The sequence below is a fragment of the Nocardioides sp. SYSU D00038 genome, from assembly GCF_016924665.1.
In the GTDB taxonomy this organism is placed as follows: Bacteria; Actinomycetota; Actinomycetes; order Propionibacteriales; family Nocardioidaceae; genus Nocardioides.
Window position 1 is genome coordinate 271,695 of the sequence record NZ_JAFFJT010000007.1, and the last position, 25,812, is coordinate 297,506.

The following is a 25,812-nucleotide window of genomic DNA, read 5'->3' on the forward strand; positions in this document are numbered from 1 at the left end:
CGCCCCACACCCGCCGCCCAGGGCCAGGACGGCGGGCGGTCAGCCGCGCGCGGCGAGGTCGTCGAGCGCGGAGTCGAGGTCGGAGATGACCTCCCGGGCGGCGACGGCGCCGCCGAACTCCCAGTGGTTGCCGACCGTGAAGACGGCGTCCTCCTGGACGACGGAGAGCCGGTCCCACAGCGGGTTGTCCTCGTGGCGGGTGCTGCCCTCGCGCACCTCGAGGAACAGCACGTCCCCGTCGAGCAGCGACAGGTTCTCGGGCGACAGCTCGATGGTGCCGTAGTCGTCGGGCTCCACCCGCTCCTGCGCGGGCGGCGAGCGGAAGCCGAGCTCGCTCATCAGGATCGTGCCGAGCGTCCCGGAGGTGCGGGCGGTCGACAGCGCGTTGATCGCGACCAGGTCGGGCATGCTCTTGGCCTCGGTCGCGGTGATCTCGGAGATCAGCTCGCCGTGCTCCTCCTCGAGAGCCGCGAGCTGCCCGTCCGTCTCGGCGATGAACTCCTCGGCCTCGTCCTCCCGGTCGAGCAGGGCGCCGTAGGCCCGCAGCGTGCCCCGCCAGTCCTGGAACGACGCCGTGCCGCCGAAGCGGCTCTCGGGGTCGCGGCCCTCGCTGGTCGGGACGACCAGCATCGGCGCGACCTTCGCCAGCTCCTCGCGCTGCTCGGAGCGGTCGATCTGGTCGAAGGGCACCAGGATCAGGTCCGGCTCGGCGGCGGCCACCTTCTCCACGTCGGCCTCGAACTGGAAGCCGGGGTCGACGACGTCGTGCTCGTCGAAGAACTCCTGCAGGTAGTGGTCGCCGCTCGCGGCGTACCACTCGGCCCCGAAGACGCCGACCACCGACGAGGTGTCGACACCGAGGGCGGTGAGGTAGTCGACCGAGACCAGGTCGGCGACGATCCGCTGCGGCTCGACGGGGATCTCGACGGGGCCGTAGGCGCCCTCGACCTCCCGGGTGGCGGGGTCGGCAGCGGCGGAGTCGCCGGTCGACCCACCGTCGCCGCAGGCGGCGAGACCGAGCGCCAGCACGGCGGCGACAGCAGGGGCGAGGGCGCGGAAGGGGTGTCTGATCAGCACCCGCGCAACCTAGTTAGGTTTACCTAACTTCGCATCCCCGGTCCACACCACGGACCTGGCTCCCCGGGTAGGAGTCGAACCTACGTCGCTAGTCCTGATTCAAAGTCAGGCGGGCCCTACCGGCAGACCAACCGGGGATCGACCCCTCACGGGGACCGCAGGGCCACCCTAGTGCCCGGCACCGGTCGAGGCCGGGCTCAGATCCCCCGGCGGTACGACGCCAGCAGCTCGGCCACCCTCTCCTCGTCGCGGGCGGCGACGGGCAGCAGCAGCTCGGTGACCACGTCGGTGAGCTCGGCGATCCGACGGTGGAGCTGACGGTTCTCCTGCACCTCGTCCTCCAGCGCCGCGAGGCGGGCCCGGACCCCCAGCGGCCGGGACCGCAGCCGCTGGTAGCGGTCGTGGGCGATCCGGGTGCGGGCCCGCAGACCGGTCAGCGTGCTCATCGGGTGGTCCTCTCGGAACGGCGGGGCCAGCTCACGCGGAGCCGGACGACGCGTGGGTCGGGCTGGTCGAACAGGTCGGTGCCGGGGCCGTCCTCCTCGTGCTCGACGACGCCGCCGGCCGCGGTGATCTCGGCGCGGACGAGCGCCGGGTCGAGGCGACGCACCAGGCCGCCCGGCGGCCCCGGGTCCGCGGCGCCGGGGGCGGTGGCGCTGAGCTCGAGGAAGGTGCTGCCCCCGGCCATCCGGCACAGCCGCCACAGGTTGTCGCGCGCCGGTCGGTCGAGGCACCCGAGCAGCTGCCGGGCGTGCACGTGGTGCGGGTCGCGAGCCAGCTCGGCACCCAGTGACAGCACCGCGCGCAAGTCGTCGAGGGCGACGAGCTCGACGGTCACGTCGAGACCGCGCCGCCGCGCACGTCGACGCACCAGCCGCCGACCGGCGCGGGAGAAGTCCACGGCGCGCACCCGCCGCCCGCGGGCGGCGAACCAGATGCTGTCGCGGCCGGAGCCGCACCCGAGGTCGGCCACCGCTGCGCCGGGGGGCAGCTGGAGGTGCACCCACCGGGCGAACTCGCTCCGTCGCCGCGGCACCCGGCGCCCCTCGGGCCCGCTCCACACCTCGGTCCACGCCGGCATCCGCGTCCGGAAGCCCCGCAGCCAGCCGTCGAGGCGGCGTACGCCGGCGGGCGGGTCGGCGTAGCGGAAGGCCGGGTCGGGCACCCGCCAACCCGGCCCGTAGACGAAGGCGAGCATCGCCTCCGGGTCGGCCGGTGCGGGCAGCTCTACGCCGTGCAGGGTCACCGTCGAGGTGGGCAGCACCGCCGACTCGGGCAGCCGGCCGCTGCGGTTGCCGAGCTGGAAGAAGGTCTCGCCCACCCGGAACGCCACGAAGACGTCGACGTGGCAGACCCGCCCGTCGGAGAGCGGCAGCAGGAGCTTGACGTCGCCACCCGACATCCGCAGCACCCGCCAGCCGAGCGAGCGCAGCACCCGCTCCACCCGGTACGACTCCAACACCACATCGGCGGGCGAGGCGCCGTGGGAGACGTAGCAGACGTCGGTGTCGGAGTCGTGGGCGATCATGGCGCCGTCGCGCACGGCGCCGAGGAGGGCGCCGTAGCAGAGGTAGGCCTCCACGCCGGCGTGCGCCCGCAGATCGTCGAGGGCGCGCCGGGTGCCGCGGACGATCTCGTCACGGATCGTCTCGTCGGTGGCCTCGAAGGCCCGGCACAGGTGCCCCACCTTGTCGACGGCCAGGGGCCGCCCGCGGGCATCCTCGACCCGCACCCGCTGCTCGGGGTCCGTCGGCCCGCCCAGGACCACCTCTTCCTCGAGCAGCACGCGCGATCCCCCGACGTCGCCCACCCGGACGACGACGCGGCCGACCAGGAACCGCCGGAGCACCGGCGGCCAGGGCACCAGCACACCGCCGCGATGGGCGCGGCCGTCGCGGACGACCGTGAACGACCACACGTAGCGCCCGTCGAGCGCCAGCACGAGCGGGCCGTCCTCGGCGCGGTCGAGCCAGACGCCGTCGTCCGTGACGTCGGCGCGGCCCGTGGCAGCGACGCTCACGACGCCCGGTCGGAGATCAGTCGGCGCAGGGCGGTGCTGGAGGTGTGCACCGTGTAGGGGAACCAGACCACCTCGACCCCCACCGGGGCCAACCGGTCGACCAGCGCCTCGCCCTTGGGTGTGCCGCGCCAGTCGTCGCCCTTGAAGAGGCGGTGGAAGCCGACCTCGCGCCAGGCGTCGAGCTTGTCGGTGGTGAGCTCGGCGTAGGTCGCGTCGACCAGCCCGAGCGCGTCGACGATCTCGAGCCGCTCGGCCAGCGGCACGAACGGGCGCAGGCCCTTGAACTCCTCGCAGACCTCGTCGGAGACGATCCCGGCCACGAGCACGTCGCAGTGGGCACGCGCCTGGCGCAGCGCGTTGAGGTGACCGACGTGGAACAGGTCGAACACTCCCGGCACGTAACCGATGGTCGGGCCCACCGCACAACTCCTTAATTTCAAGTGAATTACTAGAGTTTAGCGCATGGACGCCCGGGGTCGCGGCACGCCTACGCTGACCCCGTGGACCTCCCCGTGCTGCCGCCCGTCCAGCCGATGCTCGCGAAGGCCGTCAAGGGCGTGCCCGACCCCGCGAAGGTGGGCGAGCTGAGCTTCGAGCCGAAGTGGGACGGGTTCCGCTGCATCCTGTTCCGCGACGGCGACGAGGTCGAGCTCACCAGCCGCAACACCAAGCCGCTGACCCGCTACTTCCCCGAGCTCGTCGAGGCCGCCCGCGAGCAGCTGCCGGAGCGTTGCGTGCTCGACGGCGAGGTGTTCGTGGCGCTGCGCGGCGACGACGGCACCGACCGCCTCCAGTTCGAGGCGCTCCAGGAGCGCATCCACCCGGCCGCGTCACGGATCGCCATGCTGAGCGAGAAGACGCCCGCCGGCTTCGTCGCCTTCGACCTGCTGGCCCTGGGCGGCGAGTCCTACGTCGACCGGCCGTTCCGTGAGCGACGGGCCGCGCTGGAGGCGGCGCTGGTGGGCCTCGACGGACCCTGCTACCTGACCCGCACCACGGCCGACCCGGCCGTCGCCGAGCGGTGGTTCGAGGAGTTCGAGGGGGCCGGGCTCGACGGGGTCATCGCCAAGCCGATGGACGCGGCGTACGTGCAGAACGCCCGCACCATGCTCAAGATCAAGCACGAGCGCACGGCCGACGTCGTGGTCGCCGGCTACCGGGAGCACAAGACCTCGACGCCCGAGCGGCCGCTGCTCGGCAGCCTGCTGCTGGGCCTCTACGCCGACGGCGAGCTCCAGCACGTCGGCGTCAGTGCCAGCTTCACCGCCGCGCGCCGGGCGGAGCTGATCGAGGAGCTCCAGCCGCTGGTCTGCCCGATCTCCGAGCACCCGTGGGGCAGGTGGCAGGAGTGGGCGATCGCCAACCCCGACCGGGTGCCCGGCACCCAGAGCCGCTGGAGCCAGGGCAAGGACCTCTCGTTCACCCCGCTGCGCCCCGAGCTCGTGCTGGAGGTCAAGTACGACGCGATGGAGGGCCGTCGGTTCCGCCACACCGCCCACTTCAAGCGGTGGCGCACCGACCGCGACCCCGAGTCGTGCGGCTACGACCAGCTCGAGCAGCCGGTGCGCTACGACCTCGGCGAGGTGCTCGGCGGGGGACTAGCCTGAGGGCATGGCCGACCCTGCTGAGTCCTACCCCGTCGTCCTGCTCGTCGAGCAGGCCCTGAGCGACCTCGACGCCCGGCAGGTGCGCTCGCTGCACGAAGGGCTCGACCAGGCCGTGACCTACCACGTGCTGCTCCCCGTCGAGGACGCCGCCGCCCGCATCGAGGCCGCGATGGGCACGCTGTCGACCGGCGAGCTGCTGCCCGGCCCGGCGATGAACCAGGTGACCCAGGAGGAGCTCGACGCCGTGCGCGAGGAGAGCCGCGACAACGCCGCCGCGGAGCTGTCGCGCACCCTGGCCGCCCTCACGAGCGCGGGCGTCACCGCGGTGGGCGAGACCGTGGTCGGCGACCCGGTCGAGGCGCTGGCCTCGGCGGTGCAGCGGCTCGACGGACGCGAGGCGATCATCCTCACCCGGCCCCACGTGGTCGCGGAGTTCTTCCACGTCGACTGGAGCTCCCGGGCCCGCCGCGCGCTGGGCGTGCCGGTGCTCCACCTGCTCGAGCACGAGAGCTTCGACGAGCAGGCCGGCGGCGGCGAGGGCGTCACCGGCGTCTGACCCCGGCCCGGCGGACCCGTCGCGACCCCGGGTGTCGTTAGGGTTCTCGCCGTGAAGCGCTGGGCCCGACGAACCGCGGCGGACGGCACCCCCCGTCCGCCGCGCGGCCGACCAAGGGCGGCGTACGCCGCGATCCTCGACGGCCACACCCTCTGGCTCGCCGTCGACTCCGCCCACGGCCGGCTGTCGCTGCGCGAGCCCGGCGGCGACGTCGTGCAGCTGCGCAGCGATCTGCCCGACGACCAGCCCGGCTACACCTCGATTCGCGCCGACCTCGCCGGGCTGCCGGTGCCGGAGTCGGGCGAGCAGACCTGGGAGGTCGTGCTCGCCCGGCCGCTGCTGCCCGACCAGCGGGTGTGGAGCCCCGGCCTCCCCGAGTCGGGCCCGACCCGCACCCCGCCGACCCCCGACGGCCGAGCCCAGCTCTCCCTCGACCGCGCCGATGACGGCACCCTGCTGGTGCGGCGCCAGCCGCTGCCGCCGACGGTCGAGCTGCTCCGGGTCGTCCACGACGAGCCGCACGTCCGGTTCACGGTCGCGGCGCCCGCGAGCCCCGAGGACGCCGCCCTCGTCGTGCTGGACGGCGACGACGCCGTGCTGCTCACCCTGCCGCTCGTCCCCGTCGCCGACGGGCTGGAGGCCGCGGTCTCGATCGCCGACCTGCCGCCCGACCGGGTCGGCGTGGTGCGCTTCGCCGTCGGCACCCCCGACGCGTGGGTGCGGGTGCGCCGGCGGGCCAACGACTTCACCGACCCGGCGTACGCCGCCCTGCTGCCCGCCCTCTTCGGCGACGACCCGGAGGTGCCGCGGGTGCGGTTCCGCTGGTCGCCCGACGGGCTGCTGGCGGCCCGGATGATCGACCCGGCCGAGGAGCAGCCGTGAGGATCTCGTTCCTGGTCTTCGACATCGACGCCATGGGCGGCACCGAGCGCTCGGCGGTCACCCAGGCCAACGCGCTGGCGCCCGACCACGACGTCACGATCCTCAGCGTGGTCCGGTCCGCCGACGCCACCCACTACGCCGTCGACCCGCGGGTGCGGGTCGAGCACGTCGTCGACGTCCGCGACGAGGCGGTGCCGGCCCTGCTGGTGGCGGGCGCGGCCGCGGCCGACGCCGCCGGGCTGCTCGGCCGCGACTCGGTGCTGGTGCCCAGCCGCTGGGACCGGCAGTTCTCGGCGCTCACCGACGTCGGCCTCCAGGCCGCGCTGCCCCGGGTCGAGGCCGACGTGCTGGTGACGGTGACCCCGGGCCTGCTCGCCGCCGCGGTGCAGCTGCTGCCGCCCCGGGTCGTGGTGGTGCACCAGGAGCACCGGTCGAGCTCGCAGCGCACCGACGGCATGGAGCCGCTGCTGGCCTTCGCGCCCCGTGCCGACGTCGTCTCGGTGCTGACGCCGACGATCGCCGACTGGCTGCGCGACCGGCTCGGCGCCACGGCACCCGAGATCGTGGTCGTGCCCAACCCGCTCCCCCAGGGCTTCACGCCGCGGGCCACCCTCGAGTCGCGGACGATCGTCTCGGCCGGCCGGCTGGTGCGCGAGAAGCAGTTCCCCAAGCTGGTCCAGGCGTTCGGCGAGATCGCCGACCTGCTGCCCGAGTGGCGGCTGCGGATCCTCGGTTCGGGCCACCAGCGCCTCGAGCTGGTGCGACTGATCCGCAAGCTCGACCTGTGGGACCGCGTCGAGCTGCCCGGCGCGACCACCGACATGGCCTCGGAGTGGGCCAAGGCGTCGATCTGCGCGCTGACCTCGCGATCCGAGGGCTACCCGCTGGTGCTCCAGGAGGCGATGGCCGCCGGGGTGCCGTGCGTGAGCTTCGACTGCGCCACCGGCCCGCGGGAGATCGTCGTGCCCGAGGAGAACGGGCTGCTGGTACAGCCCGAGTCGATCTCGGGCATGGCCGCCGCACTCCACCGGGTCGCCACCGACCACGAGCTGCGGCACCGCCTCGGCGTCGGCGCGCTGCGCACCGCCCACCAGTGGGACGCGCAGGCGCTGGCCGAGCGCTGGCTGCGGATCTTCACCGACGCCCGGGCCCGCCGCGGTGGCCGACCCCGGCTGGCCAGCCCCGCCCCGCCGCCTCCGCGGCGCAGGGGCGGGCGCCCCGACGTCGACATCACCGGCATCACCCCGGCCCGGGCCCGCCACGACGCGCTGGGCTGGGCCGTCGAGTGCGCCCGGCGCACGACGGACGACTGGATGGTGATCCCCGCCCACGAACGGCGCGCCCACATCCTGGCGGTGCCGATGGAGGCGCGCGAGCGGTTCCTCGCCGCGCTCGGCGCGCCCGAGGGGCCGTCGTACCTCGCGCTGCGCGACCCCGCCGCCAACGGCTGGCACGAGCGCCGCGGCACCCTCGCCGAGCTGGGCGCCGACCTGGCCCGGGGCCGCACCGCGGTGGTCGCCATCGAGCCGTGGCCGCGCGACGCGACCGGCCCGAGCGTGATCGGGGCGCGCTGCTTCGTCGAGGTGGAGTTCTGGGAGGGCAGCGTCGGCGGCGAGCTGGTGGCACCGCGGCCCAACCGCTACGTGCAGCGGATCGCCCGCGGCTTCGAGACCGTCGACCACGAGGTCGAGGGGGTGACCGTGCGCACGCTCGAGCTGATGGCCCAGCCGACCGTCAACGAGTGCTCGTTCCCGATCGACGTCGTCTACACCTGGGTCGACGGCGCCGACCCCGCCTGGAACGCCGCCCGCGAGGACCGTCTCGCCGCGCTCACCGGCGCCGCGCGCTCGACCGCCCAGACCCGCGAGTCGAGCGGGCAGGCGCGGTTCCTCTCCCGCGACGAGCTGCGCTACTCGATGCGCAGCGTCCACCTGTTCGCACCCTGGGTGCGCCACGTCTACCTCGTCACCGCCGGCCAGGTGCCGCCGTGGCTCGACACCGACCATCCCGGCGTGACCGTGGTCGACCACCGCGAGATCCTGCCCGCCGACGCGCTGCCGACGTTCAACTCCCACGCGATCGAGACGGGGCTGCACCGGATCCCCGGGCTGGCCGAGCACTTCATCTACTTCAACGACGACTTCTTCCTCGGCCGGCCGCTGCGACCGGAGGCCTTCTTCACCCCCTCCGGGCTGTCGGCGACCTTCCTCGCCCGGCACGCCATCGGGCTCACCGACAACCCCGACGCACCGCCGTTCCTCAAGGCGGCCTGGAACAACCGGCGGCTGCTGCAGGAGGCGTTCGGGGTGGTCACCACCAACAACCTCGCCCACGTGCCGTACCCCCACCGGCGCTCGGTGCTGGAGGAGATCGAGCAGCGGTTCGGCGACGTGGTCGGGGCCACCGCCCGTTCGCCGTTCCGCTCCGGCACCGACATCTCCATGCTGAGCTCGTTCGCCCAGCACTACGCGCTGATGACCGGGCGGGCGTGGCTCGGCGAGGCCGACCACGTCTTCGTGAACATCAGCTCCAGCGACCTGGAGTTCCAGCTGCGACCGGTGCGCAAGCGCGAGCAGGACTTCATCTGCCTGGCCGACCACCACGACCACGCGATCGTCGCCGCCCACCTCGACCAGACCCTGCAGGAGTTCATGCAGGTCTACTGGCCGGTGGCCGCCCCGTGGGAGCGCGATCCGGCGTAGGCGCGGCTAGCGCAGGATCTTGACGCTCGGTCAGGTTGTGGACGTTTTGTTACCCAATGGTGGAGTCCGTGTGCACCGGCGTGACGTAGCAGTTGCCTACATTGCTGGAGGTGGTCGGGGGTGCTCAACGCCGCCGATCACATCCGGGGGAAGTACGCCGCGTCTCTGGGGGGAGCGCGGACTCGATCTCCGGTGAGAGACCCGAGCGGCACGCCGCGGACTTCCGGGGGGTTGTCCACGAACGGCCGCACGAGCACCGCACCAGCAGTGCTCCGGGCCCTCTCACACGAGGTCCCCGCTCCGCACGGAGCGGGGACCTTCTCCGTCCCGAGGTCAGTCGGCGATCCGGTTGCCCTCGGCGTCCCAGTGCGACTCCACCTTCTTGCTCGGCTGCACCCTGGGCGGCTCCCCCGGCATCTTCGGGTAGTCGGGCGGGTAGTTGAGCTCGACCGCGCCCTGCTCCTCCCAGAGGTCCAGCAGCGGCTGGAGGGAGTACGCCGTGTCGTCGATGTCGGCCCACGGGTCGCCGTCGGCGACCCGGTCGGGCACGGTGAACAGGTTGTACTCGGAGGGGTCGGTGACGCTAGCGAGCTCTTCCCAGGTCATCGGGGTCGAGACGGGGGCGCCGGGCAGCGGGCGCAGCGAGTACGCCGAGGCGATGGTGCGATCACGGTTGTTCTGGTTGTAGTCGACGAAGATCCGCTCACCCCGCTCCTCCTTCCACCAGTCGACGGTGACGCCGGGGTCGCGCTCGGCCAGCGCCCGGCCGAAGCCGATCGCGGCGTGCCGGACGTCGACGAACTCCCAGCGCGGCTCGATCCGCACGTAGACGTGCACGCCGCGGTTGCCGCTGGTCTTGGGGTAGCCCTTCAGGCCGAGCTCCTCGAGCAGCTCGCGGGCCAGGCCGGCGACGCGCACCGCGTCGGCGAACGTCGTGCCGGGCTGGGGGTCGAGGTCGATGCGCAGCTCGTCGGGGCGGTCGACGTCGGTGCGTCGCACCGGCCACGGGTGGAAGGTCAGCGTGCCCATGTGGGCGCACCAGACCGGCACCGCGATCTCGGTGGGGCAGATCTCCTCGGCGGTGCGCCCGGACGGGAAGGTGATCCCGACGGTCTCGAGGTAGTCGGGCGCCCCCTTCGGCACCCGCTTCTGGTAGAACGCGTCGGCGTCCTTGTCGGCCGGGCCGGTGGCCAGCCGCATGCCCTCGCGCACCCCGGACGTCCAGCGCTCCAGGGCGGTCGGCCGGTCGCGCAGCGCCCGCATCAGGCCGTCCTCGACCGAGGCGAAGTACTGCGCCACCATCAGCTTCGTCACCTCGGGGGTGCGCTCGGTCGCCTCGTAGATCACCCGGTCGGGGCTGGACACGCGGACGGTGCGACCGCCCGCCTCGACCTCGGCGGCTGTGGTCTTGGCCATGCCCCAACCTAACCGCAGGCCGACCTGCGTCGGGGGCACCCGAGCCGCGTAGGTTGGGACACCGTGACCCAGCCCGACCCGCACCCCGACCTGACGTTCGCCACCTTCCGGGTGGGCGACCCGGGCCCGGACGCGGGCGACGAACGGGTCGGCGGGTGGATCGACGCACAACGCCGCGGCTTCCACCAGGGCCGCGGCGACGAGGCCCTCCACCGCCACTACCGCACCCACCTGCACGCCGACGACGCGCTGCTGCGGGGCGCGTGGGAGACCCGGCCCGCCCTCGGGAGCGGCGCGGTGCCGGTGGCGACGTACGCGTCGTTCGACAAGGACCTCAACGTCGGCGCGCGGCGGCTGCCGGTGCGGATGATCACCGACGTCACGGTGGCGGCCACGCACCGCCGGCGGGGCCTGCTGCGCCGGCTGATCAGCGCCGACCTCGCCGAGGCGGCCGCCGCGGGGCTGCCGCTCGCGGCCCTCACGGTCTCGGAGGGCACGATCTACGGCCGCTTCGGCTTCGGGCTCGCGGTCGAGGCTCGTGAGGTCGAGGTCGACACCGGCACCCGGTTCCGGCTGCGCGGCACGCCGCCCGGGACGACCGTGATCGTCGACCCCCGCGAGGGGTGGCCGACGGTGCGCGGGGTCTTCGACGCCTTCCACGACCGGGGGCGCGGCTCGATCGCCCGCCCGCAGTTCTACGAGCCGATGCTGACCGGCGACCACGACTTCGAGAACGGCGGGCCGGACCGGATGCTCCAGTGCGCCGTCCACCTCGGCGCCGACGGGCGGCCCGACGGCCACGTGGTCTACAAGCCCGAGGGCCGCGACGACCGCGGTCGGCAGGTCCGGGTCGTCGACCTGGTCGCGGTGACCCCCGAGGCGTACCTCGCGCTGTGGCGCCACCTGGCCGACGTCGACCTCGTCGCCAGCGTCCGGTGGCGGCGCGCCCCCGTGGACGACCCGCTGCCCTGGGCGCTGGTCGACCCGTTCGCGGTCAAGGTCGTGGGCGTCTCCGACGCGCTGTGGGTGCGGGTGCTCGACGTGGTCGCGGCCCTGGAGGGCCGGGACTGGGGCGCCGACGGCGAGGTCGTGCTCGGAGTCGACGACCCGCTGGGCCACGCCGGCGGCCACTGGCGGGTCACCACCCGCGGCGGCGAGGCCCGGGTCGAGCCCACGGACGCGCCGGCGACGGTGTCGCTGGCCGCCGAGACCCTCGGGGCGCACTACCTCGGCGGCGTGCGGACGCCGGTGCTCGCCGCGGCGGGCCGGCTGACCGGCGCCGACGACGCGCTCGCCACGTGGGCAGCGATGGCCGACACCGGCCCGACTCCCTGGTGCCTGACCGGGTTCTAGGGTCTCACGGGTCCTGGAGCAGGGAGTTCGGCTCGAACCGGACGTCGGGGTCGGCGTCGTCCCTGCCCGGGCGCACCAGCTCGAAGCCGGAGGTCGTGGTGATCCCCCACCGCGGGTCGGCGCCGGCGTGGCGGCGCAGGTCCTCCGCGCAGGTGACGTGCATCGGCGGGCAGTGGAAGGCGTTGCGAGCCGCCTCCTCGGGCGTGCCGAGGAAGGCGATCGGGCGCCCCAGCGACTCGGCGCACACGCCGCAGATCCGGCTGAGGGCGCACTGGATCACCTGTCGGCGCAGGGGCGGGCCGAGCTCCTGCTCGGCGTCGGCCTCGCCCCAGGCGAACGGCGTGCGGGTGGCGATCATCCCCGCGCCCCCGCAGCGCTGCGCGACCAGCCCCCCAGCTCCTGGCGGCGCGGCGGCCGCTCGGCGTCGGACTTGCGACGGCGCTCACGGCTCGGCGTGGGCGGCTCGGGCTGGTCGCTGCTGGTCCAGCTGTTGGGCACCGACAGCTTGATGATCGTGCGCAGCGCCTGGCCGTACTGCTGGTGCAGCGGTCCGGTGGTGTAGGGGATGTCGTACTTGCGGCACAGCTCCTGGACCCGCTCGGAGATCTGCGCGTATCGGTTGCTCGGCAGGTCGGGGAAGAGGTGGTGCTCGATCTGGAAGCCGAGGTTCCCGCTCATGACGTGCAGCAGCGGGCCGCCCTTGAAGTTGGCCGCGCCGAGGATCTGGCGCAGGTACCACTCCGAGCGGGTCTCGTCCTCCAGCTCCTCCTCGGTGAAGTGGAGGGCGCCGTCGGGGAAGTGGCCGCAGAAGATGATGACGTAGGCCCACAGGTTGCGCACGACGTTCGACGCGAGGTTGGCGGTCAGCACCGTGCGCCACTGCCGGCCGGCGAGGGCGGGGTAGACGACGTAGTCCTTGACGACCTGGTTGCGGCCCTTGCGCCAGATCTGCTTGAGCTGGCGCTTCATCTCCTTGGGGTCCTTCTCGCCCTTGCGGATCCGCTCGATGTCGAGGTCGTGGAGGGCCACGCCCCACTCGAAGAGCGTCGCGAGCAGCGCGTTGTAGACCGGCTGGCCGAGGTTGGCGGGGTGCCACTTCTGCTCGCGGGCCATCCGGAGGATTCCGTAGCCGATGTCGTTGTCGTAGCCGAGCACGTTGGTGAACTGGTGGTGGATGTAGTTGTGGCTGTGCTTCCACTGCTCGGCCGGCTGGGCGGTGTCCCACTCCCAGTTGGAGGAGTGGATCTCCGGGTCGTTCATCCAGTCCCACTGGCCGTGCATGACGTTGTGGCCGATCTCCATGTTCTCGAGGATCTTGTGGAGGGCCAGGAACGTCGTGCCGGCGACGACCGCGGGCACCCGGGTCTCCTTGCGCTGGGTGCCGAGCATCAGCGTCAGCCGGCCGGCGGCCGCGAGACCGCGCTGGATCCTGATCAGCCGGTTGATGTACGCCGCGTCCTTCTCGCCACGCGACTCCTCGATCTCCTGCCGGATGGCGTCGAGCTCGCGACCGAGCTGCTCCACCTCGTCGTCGGTCAGGTGCATGTACTCCTGGACGTCCTTGATGGCCATGCGACTTCTCCCTGGGTGGGTGCTGGGTGTGGTGCCGGGTCGTGCTGGTCAGATGTCGAGCGTGCAGTCGCCCACGGCTGCGGTGACGCAGGTCTGCACGGGCTCGTTGGCGTTGCCGTACTCGTCGCCGTTGCGCAGGTCGCGCACCTTGCCCGAGACGAGCGTCAGCGTGCAGGTGTGGCAGATGCCCATCCGGCAGCCGTAGGGCATGCCGATGCCGGCCTCCTCGCCGGCCTCGAGGACGGTGGTGGCGCCGTCGACCTCGATGGTCTTGCCGGAGTTGCGGAAGGTCAGCGTGCCGCCCTCGCCGCCCTCCCCGCCGAGCTCGAGCGAGAACCGCTCGAGGTGCAGCCGGTCCTCGAGGTCGTGCTGCTCGTAGTGCTCGCTGATCGCGTCGAGCATCGGACCGGGGCCGCAGGCGTAGGTGTCGCGCTCGCGCCAGTCGGGGCAGATCCGGTCGAGGTCGGCGAGGTCGAGCATGCCGTCGGTGTCGGTGTGCAGCTCGTGGAAGATCAGCTGTTCGTGCTTCTCCGACAGCCGGGCCAGCTCCTCGCGGAAGATCATCCGGTCGGGCGTGGGCGAGGAGTAGTGGAGGACGACGTCGGGCATGGTGTCGCGCCGGTCGAGGGTGCGCAGCATCGCGATCACCGGGGTGATCCCGCTGCCGCCCACCAGGAACAGCAGCTGCTGGGGCGGCGGGTCCGGCAGCACGAAGTCGCCCTCGGGCAGCGCCAGCCGCACGATGGTCCCCGGCTCGAGGCCGTTGACCAGGTGGGCCGAGAGCAGCCCCTCGGGCATCGCGCGCACGGTGATGGTGATGGTGCGGCGCTTGCGCACGGGTGGGGAGCTGATCGAGTACGACCGCCACTGGAACTTGCCCTCGACCTGCACGCCGATGCCGACGTACTGCCCGGGGCGGTGGTCGTAGCGCCACCCCCACCCCGGTCTGATCACCAGGGTCGCGGCGTCATCGGTCTCCTGGACCACCTTCTCGACCCGGCCGCGGAGCTCGCGCGAGCTCCAGAGGGGGTTGAGCAGGCGGAGGTAGTCGTCGGGGAGGAGGGGGGTGGTGAGCTTGTCGCCCGCCCTGCGCACCCGCTCCCACGGGATCGTCGATGCCATCGAGCCTCCTTCCGGCCACCCGTACCCACTGCCGTCTCAGTGGACACGTGTGCTCCCAACCTTGGCAACCGTCCCTGGGGGTGGTCCGCGTCAGTACGCTGGAGGCATGGCCTACAACGTGGAGAAGACCGACGAGGAGTGGCGTGCGGAGCTCACGCCCGAGGAGTACCAGGTGCTCCGCCAGGCCGGCACCGAGCGGGCGTTCACCGGTGAGTACACCGACACCGAGACCAAGGGCGTCTACTCCTGCAAGGCGTGCCACGCCAAGCTCTTCGAGTCCGACACCAAGTTCCACTCCGGCTGCGGCTGGCCGTCGTTCTACCAGCCGATCAGCGACACCATCGAGTACATCGAGGACAACTCCCACGGCATGAAGCGGGTCGAGGTCCGCTGCGCCTCCTGCGGCTCCCACCTCGGCCACGTCTTCCCCGACGGCTACGGCACCCCCACCGGCGACCGCTACTGCATCAACTCGATCAGCCTGACGCTGGAGCCCGCCGACCACGCCTGAGGCTTCCGCTGGTTGACGAAGGACGAAGTCCTTCACTCGTTACCTCGGAGGACGACAGCCCTCCCGTGCCCACCCAAGGCAGTCGTCTCACCGGGTTTGAACCGGTGGGTCAGGAGGCGGTGAACCAGCCCCCGGGGCTGAGGTCGTTGCCCATCCGGGGGACGTACTGGTCGAAGTAGACGCGGGAGACGAGCTCGCGGCGGCTGCGCACGTCGGCCTTGTCGAAGACCGACTTGAGGTGGTCCTGGACGGTGTAGGTCGACAGGTGCAGGGTGGCGGCGATCTCCTTGGTGTCGACACCCTGGAGGACCAGCTGGGTGACGTCACGCTCGCGCGGCGTGAGGTCGAAGGCGGCGACGACGAGGGAGACGATCTCCGGCGGGCGCGCCTCCTCGATGGTGACGACGACGTCGCCGACCCGGTCGCCGCTGGCGCTGAGCGGAGACGCGTGCAGCACGAGCCACATGCCGCTGACGCCGCGCACCCGAGAGCGCGGCGGGCGGGGGGACTCTCCGCGCGCGTAGCGGCGGGCGGCCCCGACCAGGGCGGTGACCGGACCGATCCGGTCGCCGACGTGGTCGCCGCCCATCAGGTCGTCGAGGCGGGCCTCGGCGCCGAGGGACATCTGGGTGATCCGGTCGTCGGCGCCGATGATCAGCACCGCGGGCCCGGTGGGCGGCACGGCCGGAGTGGTGGAGAGCCGGGCGAGCATGCCGGTGCGGACCCCCCGGGCGAACGACGTCGACAGCGTCGCCAGGAAGTCCACCTCCTCGGACTCGAACGCCGAGTCGTCGCTGCCGCGGAACAGCGCCATCGCGCCCCACACCACGCCGTTGTCGCGGAAGACCAGCCGCGCCTCGTCGCCGAACCCGAAGCGGGGCACCATGAAGTTGCTCATCCGCCCGGACAGGCCGATGTCGCCGTGCAGGTCGCGTACGCCGGCCGCGGGTCGCTCGGCGACCGCCATCTCGGTGAACGCCGTCGGCTCCACGGTGCCGTACTCGATCAGCCCGAACTCGTGGTCGTGGGAGTTGCTGTCGCGCAGGTGGCCGTACTTGCGGGCGCTGGTGAGCATGTGGGTGCTCGGGTCGTGCGTGGCGAGGCACGCCGAGACCCAGGGCACCGCACGGCGCAGCGAGTCGGTGGCCTCCTCGAGGAAGGTCTCCAGGTCGAGTCCGGCCCGAGCCACGACCTCGACGTCGCCGCGCACGCGCTCGGCGGTCAGGGCGGTGGGCATGCTCCCAGTCTCCCGGCGCGGCCGGTCACGGCCCATCCCAGAGTTCTGGGTGGACCAGACCACCAGGCAGCCCGGGCGGGAGGTCCCGGGCCGCGAGGGATGGCGGCGCCGGTCCGCAGCCGTCAGGGTTGCCGCCATGACCACCTACCCGCTCACCGGGCCGCTGGACGAGCGGGGGCGACTCCTCCACGAGGACGACCCCGCCGCCCAGCTCGCACTCGCCCTGGCCCGGGTCGAGGCGGCGCTGGCCCGAACGGGGCACGCGCCGGCCGACCTGGTGTCGGTGCGGGTGTGCACGATCGACCCCGCCGTCGCCGACGGCGTGCTCGACGTGCTCGGCGAGCGGTTCGCGGCGACGGGCGCCGCGCCCGACGTGAGCGTGGTCCGGCACGAGCTCGGCGTGCCCGGCATGCTCCTCGCCCTCCAGGTCGAGGTGGCCGACCCTCTCGGGACCCCGTCCGCACGTCCCTCCTGACAAGGAAGTCACCCAGATGAGCATCACCACCCCGTCCGCCGAGACCCTGCGCGGAGCCTGCGCGGTGCACCTGCCCGGCGACCCCGGCTACGACGCCGCCCGCACCCCGTGGAACGTGAGCGTCGACCAGCGCCCGGCCGCCGTCGCCGTCCCGCGCACCGTCGACGAGGTCGTCGCGTTGGTGCGCGCCGCCACCGCCGCCGGCCTCCGGGTCGCCCCGCAGAGCACCGGCCACGGCGCCGCCGCGCTCGGCACCCACGACCTCACCGACGTCGTGCTGGTCCGGCTCCACGAGCTGACCGGCGTCACCGTCGACGCCGGGGCGCGCACCGCGCGGGTCGTCGGTGGCACCCTGTGGGCCGACGTCGTCGCCGCCGCCGCGCCGCACGGCCTGACCGCCCTCCACGGCAGCGCACCCGACGTCGCCGTCGCCGGCTACGTGCTCTCCGGCGGCCTCTCCTTCTACGGGCGCCGCGAGGGCCTCGCCTCCGGCACCCTGACCGCCGCCGAGGTCGTGACCGCCGACGGCCGCCTGGTCCGCGCCGACGAGAACGAGAACGCCGACCTGCTCTGGGCGCTGCGCGGCGGCGGGGGCAACCTCGGCGTCGTTGTCGCGATCGAGCTCGAGCTGCTACCGATCGCCGACGTGGTCGGCGGCATGCTGCTCTGGGACCGCGAGCGTGCTCCCGAGGTGCTGCGCGCGTGGGCCGCCTGGACCCGCGCGGTGCCCGAGTCGGTCACCACGTCGCTGCGGGTGATGAGCTTCCCGCCGCTGCCCGAGCTGCCGCCGTTCCTCAGCGGTCGACAGCTGGTCGTCATCGACGGCGCGGTCCTCGAGGACGACGACCGGGCCGCCGAGCTGCTCGCCCCGCTGCGGGCGCTCCAGCCCGAGATGGACACCTTCGGCCGGGTGCCGGCGGCCGCGATGCTGGAGGTCCACATGGACCCGCCCGCCCCCACCCCGGCCGTCGGCGACCACGCGATGCTGGGCTCGCTGCCCGACGAGGCGGTCGACGCGCTGCTCGCCGAGGTCGGCCCCGGCACGTCGTCGCCGCTGATGTTCGCCGAGCTGCGCCACCTCGGCGGTGCGTTCGCCCGGCCCACCCGCCGCGGCGGGGCGATGAGCCACGTGGTCGGCGAGTACGCGCTGCTGTGCGTGGCGGTCGCGCCGTTCCCGGAGGCCGCCACGGCCGGCAAGGCGGCGGCCGCCGCGGTGCTCACCGCGCTCGCGCCGTGGTCGCTGCCCACGGTCGCGCTCACCTTCGCCGAGAAGCGGGTCGACACCAGCGCCGGCTTCGACCCCGAGGACTGGGCCCGGCTGGCCCACCTGCGCGAGTCGTGGGACCCGCAGCGCACCCTGGTGGCCAACCACCGGGTGTGAGCGACCGAGGCTGACGCACCGCCGCCCGGCCGGCCGCCCGGGCCGCGGTGAGCAGGCCCCGATCGGTGGTCAGCAAACGGAGGCTGACGCACCGCTCCCCCGCAGCCACCCCGGGCCGCGGTGAGCAGGCCCCGATCGGTGGTCAGCAGACGGAGGCTCACGCACCGCCGCCCGCAGCCACCCCGGGCCGCGGTGAGCAGGCCCCGATCGGTGGTCAGCAGACGGAGGCTCACGCACCGCCGCCCGGCCGACCGCCCCCGCTAGCCGGTGGCGTCGAGGAGCCCGGCGCTGACGACGACCACGCCCGCGCCGTACTCCGCGTCGACGAAGGCCTGGATCGTTCCGTCGTCGTAGACGACGTCGGCCAGCACGTGGCCGTCGCTGCCCTGCCCGCCGTAGGCGCTCTCGACGCCGGGCAGGGCGGCGACCTCCTCGCCGATCGTGGCGAGCTCGTCGTCGGTGTACGACGTCGCGGGGCTCGGCGTCGGCGACGGCGCCTCGCTGACCGGGTTGTGCAGGGCCGCGGGCACGGCGTCGGTCACCGTGAAGGCCGTGCCGTCCCAGGTGCCGGTCAGGGCGTAGTCGCCCCAACGCACGTCGCCCTGCTGCTCGAACGCCTCCTGGCCGTGGGTCGCCCAGTCCCAGTTGGTGATCGCCGGGCCGCCGCACTGCGGCGGGTACGACTCCGCCACCGCGCCGAGGCAGAGCTCGGGGGTGCCGGTGTCCATCACGGTCACGAGCCGGGCCGTGCGCACCGGGCCGTCGGGCACCGGCACCTCCAGCGCGGCCGGAGAGCCTCCAGAGCCGCCCGAGCCCGCCGGGTCGGCGGCGACGTCACCGCCGTCGTCGTCGGTGCAGGCGGTGAGCACGAGCAGCAGGGACGCGAGCGCGACGGCGGACCTCATGCTGGGTCGGACGCCGGACGCCACGAGTGGGTTCCGTCAGCCCGCCACCGGCCGGAGCGCGGAGACCACCACGACGGTGCCCTCGCCCCACTCTTGGTCGGCCCAGGCCTGGAGGGTGCCGTCGTCGTGGACGACGTCCACCGTGACCACGCCGCCGACGACCATGGAGCCGAGGAAGCCGGGCACGTCGGAGGCCTCCTGCTGGAGCTGGGCCACCCGCTCGTCGTCGAGCTCCGCCGGCGTGGGGTCGCAGTCGGCCTGCCCCGACGCCGCGCACGGCGGGGAAGGCGTGGACGGCGTGGACGGCGTGGCGGAGGGGGCCGGCGGGTCGTGGAGCGCGGCGGGGACCACCTCGGTGGGGGTCAGTGCGGTGCCGTCGAAGGTGCCGGTGACCGCGAACTCGGCCCACCGCGTCCGCCCCGCCGTCTCGACGCCCTCCGGGTGCTCGGCCCAGTCCCAGCCCACCAGCGGGGTGCCGGAGCACTGCGGCGGGTGGCTGAGCGCGACCGGGCCCAGGCACAGCTCGGCACCGCCACCGTCGTCGAGCACCGTCACCAACCCGGTCGTCACCGGCCCGTCGGCCGCCGGGATCGCCGTCGGCCGCTCGAGCGAGGTCGCCGGACCTGCATCGGGCCCGCCGTCGCGACCGGTGTCGTCGTCCCCGCAGCCCGCGGCGACCAGCGCCAGCGCGGCGACCAGCAGGGCGGCCCTCACGTCAGGGCAGCCGGTCGACGAGGTCGGCCACCGGCACCAGCGAGCCGGTGTAGAACGGCACCTCCTCGCGGACGTGCCGCCGTGCGTCGGAGGCTCGTAGGTGGCGCATCAGGTCGACGATCCGGTGCAGCTCGTCGGCCTCGAAGGCCAGCATCCACTCGTAGTCGCCCAGCGCGAACGACGCGACGGTGTTGGCGCGCACGTCGGCGTAGTCGCGGGCCATCTTGCCGTGCTCGGCGAGCATCCGGCGGCGCTCGGACTCCTCGAGGAGGTACCAGTCGTAGGAGCGCACGAAGGGGTAGACGCAGACGTGCGCCTTGGGCGCCTCGTCGTTGAGGAACGCGGGGACGTGGCTCTTGTTGAACTCCGCCGGCCGGTGCAGCGCCAGCTGCGACCACACCGGCTCGAGGCGGCGGCCGAACGCCGTGCGGCGGAACCGGTGGTAGGCGAGCTGGAGCTCCTCCGAGGTGGTGGCGTGCCACCACACCATCACGTCGGCGTCGGCGCGCAGGCCGCTGACGTCGTAGACGCCGCGCACGACGACGTCGGCCTCGGCGAGCTCGGCGAACAGCTTCTCCACCTCGGCCCCCTCGGCGGCGCGGTCGGCGTCACCGAGCACGTCGGCGAGGCGGAACACCGACCACATCGTGTAGCGGATGGCGTCGTTGATCTCGCGGACCCGGGCGGCGTTGGACTTCTGCTCGCTCATGCCCCCATTGTGCCGCCCGGTGCGCGAGGATCGGCAGGTGGCACATCCCGTGGAGCAAGCGCTGCGCGACCTGGAGGCGGCCGGCGCCGAGCCGGGCGGCGCCGCCTGCGTGGTCCGTGACGGCCGGATCGAGCTCGAGGTGCTGGTCGGCACCACCGACGGCACCACCCCATGGGCCGGCGACACCCTGGTGATGGCCTACTCGGTGGCCAAGCCCTTCGCGGCGCTGACCGTGCTCACCGCGGTCGCCGAGGGCGCGCTCGGGCTCGACCAGCGGGTGGCGGAGCTGTGGCCCGAGTACGCCACGCACGGCAAGGAGGCCACCACGGTGCGCCACGTGCTCAGCCACCAGGCCGGGCTGCCGTGCTTCCCCGAGGCCGCCGCCGACCTGGCCTACGACGACCAGGACGCGCTCGCCGACCTGCTGGCGGGCGCCACCCCGGACCACCCTCCCGGGGAGGGCATCGGGGAGCACGCGCTGACCTACGGCACCCTGTGCGACCGGCTGGTGCGCGCGGCCACGGGCGACGACCTCGCCGACCGCTTCGGCCGGATCGCCGCCGAGCACGGCTGGGACCTGCACCTGCGGGTGCCCGAGGCCGACCTGACCCGGGTGGCCGACGTGGTGGCGCTGGGCGACTGGCCGGCGACGTACCTCTCCGACGAGCGGTGGGCCCCGGCCCTGGGCCGCCCGCCCGGCGTCCTCGACCCCGCCGAGCTCAACTCCCCGCGCTGGCGGCGCACCAGCATGGCGGCGATCTCGATGCACGCCTCGGCCCGCGGGCTGGCCCTCTTCTACGACGACGTGACCCGCCCGGGCGGGGCGGTCGCCGCGCTGCTGGGCCCCGACCTGCACGCGGCGTACGTCTCGGCGCAGGTGGTCGGTCACGACCGGGTGCTCGACCGCGAGGTGCGGTGGACCCTGGGCTTCCAGGTCGACGACGAGGACCTCGGCATGGGCGGCGCCGGCGGCTGCGCGGGCTGGTGGTCGTTCGTCGGCGACCACGCTGTCGGCTACGTCAGCCGCGGCCTCGGCGCCCAGGGGGCGGACGCGGTCTGGGACGCGCTCACCGGCGGCTGACCGCAGCGGCCCGCGACGATCGGGCGGCGCCCCGCCCGGCCTCGGCAGGGTGGTCGCGACAGGGAGGAGGACCACCGTGATCACCGAGCTCAACCGGGTCGTCGACGCCGTCGAGGACCACCTCACCACCGAGGCGGGTGACCTTGACGTGGCCGCGCTCGCCCGCGAGCTGGCCACGACCGAGCACCACCTGCGCCGGATGTTCGCGGCCCTCGCCGGCATCGGCCTGACGGAGTACGTCCGGCGCCGTCGGATGACCGTGGCGGCCGGTGCGGTGGTGGCCGGGCAGGACGACCTGCTCACCATCGCGGTGCGCCACGGCTACGGCTCGAGCGAGGCGTTCGGGCGGGCGTTCCGCGCCGTCCACGGCGCCCCGCCCGGCGACGTGCGGCGCGACGGCGGTCCTCTCCGCACACAGCAACGGATCAGGTTCCGCCTGACCGTGGAAGGGAGCACCCCCATGGATGCCCGCATCGTCGAGAAGCCCGCGTTCACCCTCGTCGGCCGCGCCGCCCGCGTGCCGCTGATCCACTCCGGCGTCAACCCCCACATCGCCGAGCACGTCGCCTCGGTGCCGGTGGAGGAGACGCTCCTGCTCAAGGAGCTGTCGGACCAGGAGCCGGTCGGTGTGCTCGCGGTGACCGACGACCTCGACCCCGACGACCCCGCCGACCGGGCCGAGGGCGCGATGCTCACCTACCTGCACGGGGTCGCCACCAGCCGCCCCGCCCCGGACGGCTTCGACGTGATCGAGGTGCCGGCGCACACCTGGGTGGTGTTCCGCTCGGAGGGGCCGCACCCCGAGGCGCTGCAGCAGATGTGGGCCGCCACCGCGACCGACTGGTTCCCGTCGAACCCCTACCGGCTGGTGCCGGGCCCCGAGCTCCTGTCGGTGCTGGAGTTCGACGACGACTGGACCCGGGCCACCTGCGAGCTGTGGATGCCGGTCGAGCCGGCCTGAGGGTCAGCCGCCGCCGAGGCCGGCGTCGCGGGCCCGGATGATGGCCTCGGCGCGATCGGTGGCCTGGAGCTTGGCCAGGATCGTGGAGACGTAGTTGCGCACCGTCTTGGGCGCGAGGAACAGCTCCTCGGCGATCCGGAGATTGTTGCGGCCCGCGGCGACCAGGTCGAGGATCTGCACCTCGCGCTCCGTCAGCTCCGGGAACGGCGACCGGTCGGGCCCGGTGCCCGCGCCCGAGAGCAGGTCGCCGATCCGCGATACCAGCGAGGCGCCGAAGACGATCCCGCCCGCGTGCACGGTCGAGATCGCGCGGTGCACCTCGTCCTGGCTGGCGCCCTTCACCAGGTAGCCGCGGGCCCCGGCACGAACGGCCGCGAGCAGGGTGCCGTCGTCCTCGCCCATGGTCAGCACCAGCACCCGGGTGTCGGGCACCTGGGCGGTGAGCCGCCGGGTCGCCTCGATGCCGTGGAGCACGGGCATCTGCAGGTCCATCACCACGACGTCGGGGCGCAGCCGCACCGCCTGCGCGACCGCCTCGGCGCCGTCGGCGGCGGTGCCGACGACCTCTACGGCGTCGCGCGTCGAGAGCAGCGAGGCCAGCCCGTCGCGGAAGACGGGGTGGTCGTCGGCGACGAGCACCCGCACCGGCGCGCTCATCGTCCCACCCCCACGGACGCGGGCACCAGCGGCAGCCGGGCCCGCACCCGGGTGCCGCCACCGGCGGGGCAGTCGACCTGGGCGTGGCCGCCGAGCTCGTCGGCCCGCTCGCGCATCGACCGCAGCCCGACCCCTGCCGGCACCGAGGGGTGGATGCCGCGGCCGTCGTCGCGCACCTCCACCAGCAGGTCGGCAGGTCCGCCCACCAGCCGCACGGTGATCCGCGACGCCGCCGCGTGCCGCACCGCGTTGGTCACCCCCTCCGAGGCGATCCGGAACGCCGCGACCTCGACCGCGGCCGGGAGCACCGGCAGGTCGACCGGCTCGACCTCCACCGCCACCCCGTCGGGCCGCACCCGCTCCACCTGCTGGCGCAGCGCGTCGAGCAGCCCGAGGTCGTCGAGCGCGGGCGGGCGCAGGTCGTGCACCAGCCGGCGCACGTCGGCGAGCGCCTCGGTGATGTCGGCGCGCGAGCGCAGCACCATCCGCCGCGCGGCCCCGGGGTCGTCGTCGAGCGCGTTGGCGACGGCGTCGAGCCGCATCGCCACCCCGCCGAGCACCGGGCCGAGCCCGTCGTGGAGGTCGCGTCGGATCCGGCGGCGGTCCTCCTCGCGGTCGAGCACCAGCCGCTCGCGGCTGGCGCGCAGGTCGGCGGCCAGCCGGCTGCTCCGCATCGCCGCCGCCCCCTGGCGCACCACGTCGAAGAGCAGCTCCTGGTCGCGCCGCGACAGCATGGTGCGCAGGCCCCGGTCGGGCAGCACCAGCCGGCCGATCTCCTCGGCGCCGTAGCGGATCGGCACCTCGCGGGTCGCCGTCGGCTCGGTGCCGTGGGTGGCGACCAGCACGCCCCCGCCGTGACCGACCACCTCGACCCGCACGTAGCCGAGCCCGAACGCGTCGGCCACCTCGGCGGCCAGTGCGGGCAGCTGGGTCTCGACGTCGGTGGCCTCCTCGAGCCGGGCCGCCAGCCCGGCGACCACGTCGTAGCGGTCGCCGCGCCGGCCCACGAGCGCGCGCCGCACCAGTGCGCCGAACCAGGTGCGCAGCGGCCCGTACGCCGCCACCGCGACCACCAGCACCAGGAGCGTGACCCGCCGCTCGTCGAGGCGGGTGCCGAGGACGGCGTCGAGCAGGCCGACGAGCGCGAGGTCGAAGCCCACCACCGTGGCCGAGACCGCGGCGAAGACCAGGGTGCCGCCCATCAGCGCGTCGACGTCGGTGACCTCGGGCGCCACGACGCCGATCGTCACCGACACCGCGGTCACGGCCAGGCAGAGCACCAGGGCCACCCAGGCCGGCGCGCCCACCGGCGCGACCAGGGCCAGCGCGCCGAAGACCAGGCACATCACCGCGGCCCAGCCGAGCCACCGCAGCCGCAGCCGCTCGGTGCCGACCGCCCGGCGCTGCCGCACGAAGACGAGCAGCACGGCCAGCGGCACCGACAGCAGCGTCAGCCCCCGGGCCCAGCGCAGCACCTCGGCGTACGCCGCCGGGTCGACCGGCAGGCCGGGCACCCCGGTGTCCAGCGGCAGCGGCGAGAGCCGCGCCACCGCCTCGCCCGGGGCGAACCAGAGCGCCACCGCCAGCACGCCCGAGAGCCCCACGCAGGCGAGCGCCGTCCAGCGCCACCACCCCGCCAGCAGCCGCCCGTCGGGGTAGAGCACCAGCACCACCGGCAGCCCGCACAGCAGCACCGCGCAGAACTGGGCGACGACCCACAGCGCGAACCCCGTCAGCGGCAGCACCGGGTCGTGCGCCAGGCCGTGCACCACCCACGACTCGGCCAGCCCGGCCAGTGCCCAGAGCAACCCGGTGCCGGCCATCACCACGCCGACCCGGTGGCGGGGGCGCAGGGTCAGCACCGTGGCCGCGCAGGCCGTGACGAGCAGGCCCACCGCGCCGGTGGGTCCACCCCAGCCCAGGTCGGCCCGCTGCCGGTCGGCGGCGTCGTGCCGGAGGTCGAGCAGCAGCGCCGCGACCACCAGCGCCAGGGCGACCGCCACCACCAGCGTCGGCCCGGGTCGCAGCCGCCGGGCCCGGGAGCCCCGGGGAGCGGTGGTCGCGGTCACCGCAGCAGTCTGCGCGCCGACCCGTCCCGGGGTCGCGGGCCGATCGTCCCGAGGTGGCTGGGACGCAGGAGGGGACGCGGCCGGGGACGCCCCGGAGGACGCCGTCCCCTGCCGTCGGGAGCCCGGCCCCGCGACGGTGGCGGCGGAGCAGTCCCCCAGCCAGCGCAAGGAGCCACCGATGAGCCTCGAGCAGACCCCGCCCGCCGCCCGTTCCGACGTCCGGCCCACCCCTCCGCCGACCGACGCCGCGCCTGGCCGGCCGTACGTCGTGCCGGGCGTGCTGCTGACCCTCGGCGCCGTCGGCTGGGCCACCGGGCAGCTGCTCTTCGGGCTCGACCCCGAGACCCGCGCCGACCGCCTCACCTACGCCGCGCTGGGGGCGCCGTTCCAGCTCGGGCTGCTCGGGCTGCTCTGGGTGGTCGACCGCACCCGGGCGCTCGGCCAGGGCCGGGTCGCCCACGTCTACGTGCGCGTGGTGGCGGTCCTGGTCGTGCTGGCGATCGGCTCGACGATCTCCGACGCGGTCGGGGCCACCGACATGGACCGGGTCGGCTGGGCGCTGCTCGACGCGAGCTGGCCGCTGTCGATGCTCGGCATGTTCACGGTCGGCGTGCGGATCGCGATCGCGGGCCGGTGGCGCGGACCGGCGCGCTGGTGGCCGCTGGGCGCCGAGAGCTGGGCGCTGGTCGTCATCCCGGTGATGGGAGCCTTCGGCGACGACGTGGGCCTCGCGGTCTCGGTGGTCCACCTTTGCCTGGGCTACGGCGGTCTCGGCGTCGTGGTCGCCCGCAAGCAGGGCTGAGGG

At 74.2% G+C, this 25,812-nt stretch carries 25 protein-coding genes and 1 tRNA gene; 11 read left to right on the top strand and 15 right to left on the bottom strand.

Features of this window, described 5'->3' with window-relative positions:
• Window positions 1-39: 39 nt before the first annotated feature.
• The 5 genes from JT721_RS03520 to JT721_RS03540 form a co-directional block, all read right to left on the bottom strand.
• Window positions 40-1,077 (bottom strand): ABC transporter substrate-binding protein, encoded by a 1,038-nt coding sequence (locus JT721_RS03520; RefSeq protein ID WP_205471513.1) that lies wholly within the window; start codon window positions 1,075-1,077, stop codon window positions 40-42.
• A 56-nt stretch (window positions 1,078-1,133) separates the two neighbouring features.
• Window positions 1,134-1,215 (bottom strand) — tRNA-Gln (locus JT721_RS03525).
• 59 nt (window positions 1,216-1,274) lie between these two features.
• Entirely contained in the window at window positions 1,275-1,523 is a 249-nt protein-coding gene (locus JT721_RS03530; protein WP_240340012.1) for a DUF6752 domain-containing protein, read from the bottom strand.
• Window positions 1,520-3,097, bottom strand: a complete 1,578-nt coding sequence (locus JT721_RS21590; RefSeq protein WP_307827864.1) for a methyltransferase domain-containing protein — start codon at window positions 3,095-3,097, stop codon at window positions 1,520-1,522. The genes JT721_RS03530 and JT721_RS21590 overlap by 4 nt, the downstream gene beginning before the upstream one ends.
• A complete protein-coding gene (locus JT721_RS03540) occupies window positions 3,094-3,516 on the bottom strand; it encodes an adenylyltransferase/cytidyltransferase family protein (protein ID WP_205471514.1) in 423 nt (140 codons plus the stop codon). Before JT721_RS03540 ends, JT721_RS21590 begins: the two co-directional genes overlap by 4 nt.
• An 81-nt stretch (window positions 3,517-3,597) precedes the next feature.
• Here JT721_RS03540 and JT721_RS03545 point away from each other — a divergent pair, with 81 nt between their 5' ends.
• The 4 genes from JT721_RS03545 to JT721_RS03560 are packed head-to-tail and all read left to right on the top strand — an operon-like array spanning window position 3,598 to window position 8,844.
• Complete coding sequence (locus tag JT721_RS03545; RefSeq protein WP_205471515.1) at window positions 3,598-4,704, top strand: ATP-dependent DNA ligase; 1,107 nt, start codon at window positions 3,598-3,600, stop codon at window positions 4,702-4,704.
• A gap of 4 nt (window positions 4,705-4,708) precedes the next feature.
• Window positions 4,709-5,260, top strand: coding sequence for a hypothetical protein (locus tag JT721_RS03550; protein ID WP_205471516.1), 552 nt, complete (start codon window positions 4,709-4,711; stop codon window positions 5,258-5,260).
• Between the two features lie 51 nt (window positions 5,261-5,311).
• Window positions 5,312-6,142, top strand: a complete 831-nt coding sequence (locus tag JT721_RS03555) for a hypothetical protein (RefSeq protein WP_205471517.1) — start codon at window positions 5,312-5,314, stop codon at window positions 6,140-6,142.
• The gene (locus tag JT721_RS03560) at window positions 6,139-8,844 is read left to right on the top strand and encodes a stealth conserved region 3 domain-containing protein (protein ID WP_205471518.1); all 2,706 of its coding nucleotides are present in this window, start codon (window positions 6,139-6,141) and stop codon (window positions 8,842-8,844) included. The genes JT721_RS03555 and JT721_RS03560 overlap by 4 nt, the downstream gene beginning before the upstream one ends.
• Before the next feature lie 333 nt (window positions 8,845-9,177).
• Here JT721_RS03560 and JT721_RS03565 read toward each other — a convergent pair whose 3' ends face one another.
• On the bottom strand, window positions 9,178-10,260 hold the full coding sequence (locus JT721_RS03565; protein ID WP_205471519.1) for a DNA polymerase domain-containing protein: 1,083 nt from the start codon (window positions 10,258-10,260) through the stop codon (window positions 9,178-9,180).
• A 63-nt stretch (window positions 10,261-10,323) separates the two neighbouring features.
• On the opposite strand from JT721_RS03565, the gene JT721_RS03570 reads away from it, so the two are divergent.
• Window positions 10,324-11,613, top strand: coding sequence for a GNAT family N-acetyltransferase (locus tag JT721_RS03570; RefSeq protein ID WP_205471520.1), 1,290 nt, complete (start codon window positions 10,324-10,326; stop codon window positions 11,611-11,613).
• 4 nt (window positions 11,614-11,617) lie between these two features.
• Here the strand turns inward: JT721_RS03570 and JT721_RS03575 are convergent, their stop codons facing one another.
• Genes JT721_RS03575 through JT721_RS03585 form a run of 3 tightly spaced genes read right to left on the bottom strand, consistent with a single transcriptional unit; the run spans window position 11,618 to window position 14,307 of the window.
• On the bottom strand, window positions 11,618-11,971 hold the full coding sequence (locus JT721_RS03575) for a hypothetical protein (protein WP_205471521.1): 354 nt from the start codon (window positions 11,969-11,971) through the stop codon (window positions 11,618-11,620).
• The gene (locus tag JT721_RS03580) at window positions 11,968-13,185 is read right to left on the bottom strand and encodes a fatty acid desaturase (RefSeq protein WP_205471522.1); all 1,218 of its coding nucleotides are present in this window, start codon (window positions 13,183-13,185) and stop codon (window positions 11,968-11,970) included. The genes JT721_RS03575 and JT721_RS03580 overlap by 4 nt, the downstream gene beginning before the upstream one ends.
• A 48-nt stretch (window positions 13,186-13,233) precedes the next feature.
• Window positions 13,234-14,307: a ferredoxin reductase gene (locus JT721_RS03585; protein ID WP_205471523.1), complete on the bottom strand. Its 1,074-nt coding sequence runs from the start codon at window positions 14,305-14,307 to the stop codon at window positions 13,234-13,236.
• Window positions 14,308-14,413: 106 nt separating this feature from the next.
• On the opposite strand from JT721_RS03585, the gene msrB reads away from it, so the two are divergent.
• Window positions 14,414-14,818, top strand: a complete 405-nt coding sequence (gene msrB / locus JT721_RS03590; RefSeq protein WP_205471524.1) for a peptide-methionine (R)-S-oxide reductase MsrB — start codon at window positions 14,414-14,416, stop codon at window positions 14,816-14,818.
• Window positions 14,819-14,927: 109 nt separating this feature from the next.
• Here the strand turns inward: msrB and JT721_RS03595 are convergent, their stop codons facing one another.
• Window positions 14,928-16,055 carry a helix-turn-helix transcriptional regulator gene (locus JT721_RS03595; protein ID WP_205471525.1) on the bottom strand — a complete coding sequence of 376 codons (1,128 nt, stop codon included), beginning with the start codon at window positions 16,053-16,055 and terminating at the stop codon, window positions 14,928-14,930.
• 136 nt (window positions 16,056-16,191) lie between these two features.
• Between JT721_RS03595 and JT721_RS03600 the strand changes: the two genes are divergently transcribed.
• Entirely contained in the window at window positions 16,192-16,530 is a 339-nt protein-coding gene (locus tag JT721_RS03600) for a Rid family hydrolase (RefSeq protein ID WP_205471526.1), read from the top strand.
• Between the two features lie 16 nt (window positions 16,531-16,546).
• On the top strand, window positions 16,547-17,911 hold the full coding sequence (locus tag JT721_RS03605) for an FAD-binding oxidoreductase (protein WP_205471527.1): 1,365 nt from the start codon (window positions 16,547-16,549) through the stop codon (window positions 17,909-17,911).
• Between the two features lie 260 nt (window positions 17,912-18,171).
• Here JT721_RS03605 and JT721_RS03610 read toward each other — a convergent pair whose 3' ends face one another.
• Genes JT721_RS03610 through hemQ form a run of 3 tightly spaced genes read right to left on the bottom strand, consistent with a single transcriptional unit; the run spans window position 18,172 to window position 20,239 of the window.
• Window positions 18,172-18,816, bottom strand: a complete 645-nt coding sequence (locus JT721_RS03610; RefSeq protein WP_205471528.1) for a hypothetical protein — start codon at window positions 18,814-18,816, stop codon at window positions 18,172-18,174.
• A gap of 36 nt (window positions 18,817-18,852) precedes the next feature.
• The gene (locus JT721_RS03615; RefSeq protein WP_205471529.1) at window positions 18,853-19,530 is read right to left on the bottom strand and encodes a hypothetical protein; all 678 of its coding nucleotides are present in this window, start codon (window positions 19,528-19,530) and stop codon (window positions 18,853-18,855) included.
• Window position 19,531: 1 nt separating this feature from the next.
• Window positions 19,532-20,239, bottom strand: a complete 708-nt coding sequence (gene hemQ, locus JT721_RS03620) for a hydrogen peroxide-dependent heme synthase (protein WP_205471530.1) — start codon at window positions 20,237-20,239, stop codon at window positions 19,532-19,534.
• A 37-nt stretch (window positions 20,240-20,276) separates the two neighbouring features.
• On the opposite strand from hemQ, the gene JT721_RS03625 reads away from it, so the two are divergent.
• Window positions 20,277-21,320, top strand: a complete 1,044-nt coding sequence (locus JT721_RS03625) for a serine hydrolase domain-containing protein (RefSeq protein ID WP_205471531.1) — start codon at window positions 20,277-20,279, stop codon at window positions 21,318-21,320.
• 76 nt (window positions 21,321-21,396) lie between these two features.
• Entirely contained in the window at window positions 21,397-22,281 is an 885-nt protein-coding gene (locus JT721_RS03630) for an AraC family transcriptional regulator (RefSeq protein ID WP_307827865.1), read from the top strand.
• 3 nt (window positions 22,282-22,284) lie between these two features.
• On the opposite strand, the gene JT721_RS03635 is transcribed toward JT721_RS03630, so the two are convergent.
• On the bottom strand, window positions 22,285-22,938 hold the full coding sequence (locus JT721_RS03635) for a response regulator transcription factor (protein WP_205471532.1): 654 nt from the start codon (window positions 22,936-22,938) through the stop codon (window positions 22,285-22,287).
• A complete protein-coding gene (locus tag JT721_RS03640; protein WP_307827866.1) occupies window positions 22,935-25,007 on the bottom strand; it encodes a sensor histidine kinase in 2,073 nt (690 codons plus the stop codon). The genes JT721_RS03635 and JT721_RS03640 overlap by 4 nt, the downstream gene beginning before the upstream one ends.
• A 178-nt stretch (window positions 25,008-25,185) precedes the next feature.
• On the opposite strand from JT721_RS03640, the gene JT721_RS03645 reads away from it, so the two are divergent.
• Entirely contained in the window at window positions 25,186-25,809 is a 624-nt protein-coding gene (locus JT721_RS03645; protein ID WP_205471533.1) for a hypothetical protein, read from the top strand.
• Window positions 25,810-25,812 lie beyond the last annotated feature (3 nt).

Excerpts from the sequence above, each read along its gene's own strand:
- JT721_RS03585 (WP_205471523.1), bottom strand. The coding sequence starts at position 14,307 with ATGGCATCGACGATCCCGTGGGAGCGGGTGCGCAGGGCGGGCGACAAG.
- JT721_RS03605 (WP_205471527.1), top strand. The coding sequence starts at position 16,547 with ATGAGCATCACCACCCCGTCCGCCGAGACCCTGCGCGGAGCCTGCGCG.
- hemQ (WP_205471530.1), bottom strand. The coding sequence starts at position 20,239 with ATGAGCGAGCAGAAGTCCAACGCCGCCCGGGTCCGCGAGATCAACGAC.
- msrB (WP_205471524.1), top strand. The coding sequence starts at position 14,414 with ATGGCCTACAACGTGGAGAAGACCGACGAGGAGTGGCGTGCGGAGCTC.
- JT721_RS03600 (WP_205471526.1), top strand. The coding sequence starts at position 16,192 with ATGACCACCTACCCGCTCACCGGGCCGCTGGACGAGCGGGGGCGACTC.
- JT721_RS03645 (WP_205471533.1), top strand. The coding sequence starts at position 25,186 with ATGAGCCTCGAGCAGACCCCGCCCGCCGCCCGTTCCGACGTCCGGCCC.
- JT721_RS03565 (WP_205471519.1), bottom strand. The coding sequence starts at position 10,260 with ATGGCCAAGACCACAGCCGCCGAGGTCGAGGCGGGCGGTCGCACCGTC.
- JT721_RS03575 (WP_205471521.1), bottom strand. The coding sequence starts at position 11,971 with ATGATCGCCACCCGCACGCCGTTCGCCTGGGGCGAGGCCGACGCCGAG.
- JT721_RS03580 (WP_205471522.1), bottom strand. The coding sequence starts at position 13,185 with ATGGCCATCAAGGACGTCCAGGAGTACATGCACCTGACCGACGACGAG.
- JT721_RS03595 (WP_205471525.1), bottom strand. The coding sequence starts at position 16,055 with ATGCCCACCGCCCTGACCGCCGAGCGCGTGCGCGGCGACGTCGAGGTC.
- JT721_RS03550 (WP_205471516.1), top strand. The coding sequence starts at position 4,709 with ATGGCCGACCCTGCTGAGTCCTACCCCGTCGTCCTGCTCGTCGAGCAG.
- JT721_RS03635 (WP_205471532.1), bottom strand. The coding sequence starts at position 22,938 with ATGAGCGCGCCGGTGCGGGTGCTCGTCGCCGACGACCACCCCGTCTTC.
- JT721_RS03610 (WP_205471528.1), bottom strand. The coding sequence starts at position 18,816 with ATGAGGTCCGCCGTCGCGCTCGCGTCCCTGCTGCTCGTGCTCACCGCC.
- JT721_RS03530 (WP_240340012.1), bottom strand. The coding sequence starts at position 1,523 with ATGAGCACGCTGACCGGTCTGCGGGCCCGCACCCGGATCGCCCACGAC.